Below are 2,558 nucleotides of genomic sequence, written 5' to 3'. Positions count from 1 at the left end.
GCGGTCGACGACCGTCTCTACGCCATCGGCGGCCACACGACCGACTCGCACGACGTACTCACCTTCGACCCCGGGGCGGACGTCTGGGACCGCGGCCCGCCGATCCCGACGCCCCGGGACCACCTCGCGGCGGGCGTCGTCGACGACCGAATCCTGGCCGTCGGCGGCCGCTGGGACGGCGAGAACGTTCCGACGGTCGAGGCGTACGACCCGGACGCGAACGAGTGGGAACCCGTCCGCCCCGAACCCGAGCCGCGAAGCGGCGCCGCGGGCGCCGTCGTCGACGGGCGATACCACCTCGGCGGCGGGGAGGATCCCGCCGCCGTCACCGGCTGGACGACGGACGTCCACGAAGCGTACGACCCGGAAGAAGGGGCGTGGACCGACGCGCCCGCCGTTCCGCTCCCCCTGCACGGCCCGACGGCGGTCGCTCACGACGGCGCGTTCTACGTGATCGGCGGCGCGTGGCGCCAGGGACTCTGGTCGGCGACGGCCTGGAGCGACCGGACGTTCGTCTACGAGCCGTGAAGACGGCGGCCGATGAAACCGCTCTAACCGGCCGTCACGTCGTCGGGACGTCGATCGGTCGAGCCAGCCGTCACGTCGTCGGGGCGCCGATCGGTCGAGCCGGCCGTCACGTCGTCGGGACGTCGATTCGCTCGAACCCGCTCACTCCGCAGCGTCGGCGATCCGGGCGGCGCCTTCGACGGCGAGCCCGCCTTCCAGCGTCCGGACGGGGTAGGGGATGTCGATGCCCTCCTCGTCGAACCGTTCCTTCACGTTCGTCACGTACTCCCCGCGGATGCGGACGAAGTCCGCTCGCGACGGGTCGGCGATCCAGAAGCGAGACTGGAGGCCGACGTCCGAGTCGCCGAGTTCGGTCAGCCGGACGGACGGGCCCGGATCCGCCATGATATCCGGGTGGCGCTCGGCTTCCTCGACGATGATCTCGGTCGCCCGTTCGACGTCGTCGTCGTAGCCGATACCGAAGTCGAACTTGAGTCGGAGCCTCTCGCCGTCGACGGGGTTCTTGACGACGCCGCCGGTGAGCCGGGAGTTCGGAACCGTCAGCAACTCGTTGTCGAAGGTTCGAACGCGAGTCACCCGGAGGTGGATCTCCTCGACGACCCCGGAGTACTCGCCGGCGTCCCACTCGATCCAGTCGCCGGTGCGGAACGGCTTGTCGGTGTAGATGAAGACGCCGGCGACGAAGTTCGAGATGACGCTCTGCAGCGCGAAACCCACGGCCAGGGCGGCGGCCGCGGCGATGCCGGCCATCGAGACCAGGAAGTTGCCGAACCCGGCGATCCCGAACGCGATCGCCAGCGCGAGGAACGCGACGCCGAATCTCGTGACCAACAGCAGGGGCGTCTGGGCGTGTCGATCGAGGTTGCGCCGGTCGAGCGCTCGACGGACGAGCGTCACGAAAACGAGGCGCCCGACCGCGTAGACGACGAGCAGCGCGGCGAGGAAGACGAGGAGTTGAGCGACCGTCTCTGCCGCGCCGCCGAGGCCGGTCAACGCGTCGAGCCGCTCCGCGAGGACTTCGACGACGCCGAGCGGGACGGCGACCGCCGACGGGTCCCGTGAGATCGCGGCGGAGAGCGCGACCGGATCGGTCATCGGTGCATCACGGCGGTGTGTCCGCGGGTGTCGACGAGATCCGCGTCGACGCGCTCGGCGAGATCGGCCGCGAGTTCCTCGGTCTCGGTCCCCGCGCGAGCCGCCCGGAGGAACTTCACTTTCACGAGGTCCGTCGAATCGAGCTGATCGTCGAGCTCGTCGACGACGGCGTCGACGCCGCCCTTGCCGACCCAGACGGTCACGTCCAGGTCGTGGGCGCGGCGTTTCAGTTCCGTATCGTCCATAGAGTCCGTACCGGCCGCGGCACGTTTCAATCTTCGCGAATCGGAATCACGGTTCGTCTCGCCGCCGGCCCCGGCGGCTCCGCTCAGTCGTAGGGATAGCGGGCCTGGGCGCCGCAGTCGCAGGTCATCACGACGTGGCCGTCGCGGAGTCGGATGCGGACGTTCTCGCCGGGCCTGAGATAGGCGTCGCACGCGTCGCAGATCGAGCGGGCGAACGGGCGCGGGAGCCGCAGTCGATTGCGCTCGGCGATCCGCCGGGCCAGTCGGACGTAGTTCCGGGCGCGGTCGTGGTCGCCGTCCGCGGCCGCCGCTCTGGCCAGCGTCTGCAGCCGGTCGATCCGCTCTTCGGCGACGGCCATCGGCTTCCGCTTGGCCCGTGACGCCCATCGGTGTTTCGTTCGGTCGGCGGCGACGTCGACCACGCTGGTTCCCGCGTCGACGATCAAGACGTCCCTACCGCCCCGCGAGACGCGCTCCACGACGCGGACCGACGGGACGACTCTGATTTGCGCCGTCCGGGCCCCTCGATGCCGAATCCGAGGGGTACGGGAGTACCGGTTCGTGGACCGCCGGACCGCCGATTTCGGGACCGGTGTGGGTGGGTCCCGGGCCCGCAACCAGCTGACCCGTTCGGGCCGAGGCGGCGTCCGAATGACCCGTTCGGGCCGAGGCGGCGTCCGAATGACCCGT

The 2,558-nt window shown here is 70.6% G+C and carries 4 protein-coding genes; 1 reads left to right on the top strand and 3 read right to left on the bottom strand.

Annotated elements, in window-relative coordinates:
- Positions 1-528: kelch repeat-containing protein (locus QZT59_RS02055; protein ID WP_290810642.1), on the top strand; the 528-nt coding region annotated here is incomplete at its 5' end.
- A gap of 141 nt (positions 529-669) precedes the next feature.
- Here QZT59_RS02055 and QZT59_RS02050 read toward each other — a convergent pair.
- From QZT59_RS02050 to QZT59_RS02040, 3 genes are all read right to left on the bottom strand, one after another.
- Positions 670-1,623, bottom strand: coding sequence for a mechanosensitive ion channel family protein (locus QZT59_RS02050; protein ID WP_290810639.1), 954 nt, complete (start codon positions 1,621-1,623; stop codon positions 670-672).
- Entirely contained in the window at positions 1,620-1,868 is a 249-nt protein-coding gene (locus tag QZT59_RS02045) for a YhbY family RNA-binding protein (protein WP_290810636.1), read from the bottom strand. The genes QZT59_RS02050 and QZT59_RS02045 overlap by 4 nt, the downstream gene beginning before the upstream one ends.
- Before the next feature lie 83 nt (positions 1,869-1,951).
- Positions 1,952-2,227, bottom strand: a complete 276-nt coding sequence (locus QZT59_RS02040; RefSeq protein WP_290810633.1) for a ribonuclease P protein component 4 — start codon at positions 2,225-2,227, stop codon at positions 1,952-1,954.
- Between the last annotated feature and the right edge of the window lie 331 nt (positions 2,228-2,558).

Origin of the sequence: Halovivax sp., assembly GCA_007119345.1 — an archaeon.
Classification (GTDB): domain Archaea; phylum Halobacteriota; class Halobacteria; order Halobacteriales; family Natrialbaceae; genus Halovivax.
The sequence above is the reverse complement of the archived record's forward strand: the minus strand, read 5'-3'. Positions and strand labels throughout refer to the sequence as shown.

Coding starts and splice junctions, on each gene's coding strand:
- QZT59_RS02050 (WP_290810639.1), bottom strand. CDS start 1,623: ATGACCGATCCGGTCGCGCTCTCCGCCGCGATCTCACGGGACCCGTCG.
- QZT59_RS02045 (WP_290810636.1), bottom strand. CDS start 1,868: ATGGACGATACGGAACTGAAACGCCGCGCCCACGACCTGGACGTGACC.
- QZT59_RS02040 (WP_290810633.1), bottom strand. CDS start 2,227: ATGGCCGTCGCCGAAGAGCGGATCGACCGGCTGCAGACGCTGGCCAGA.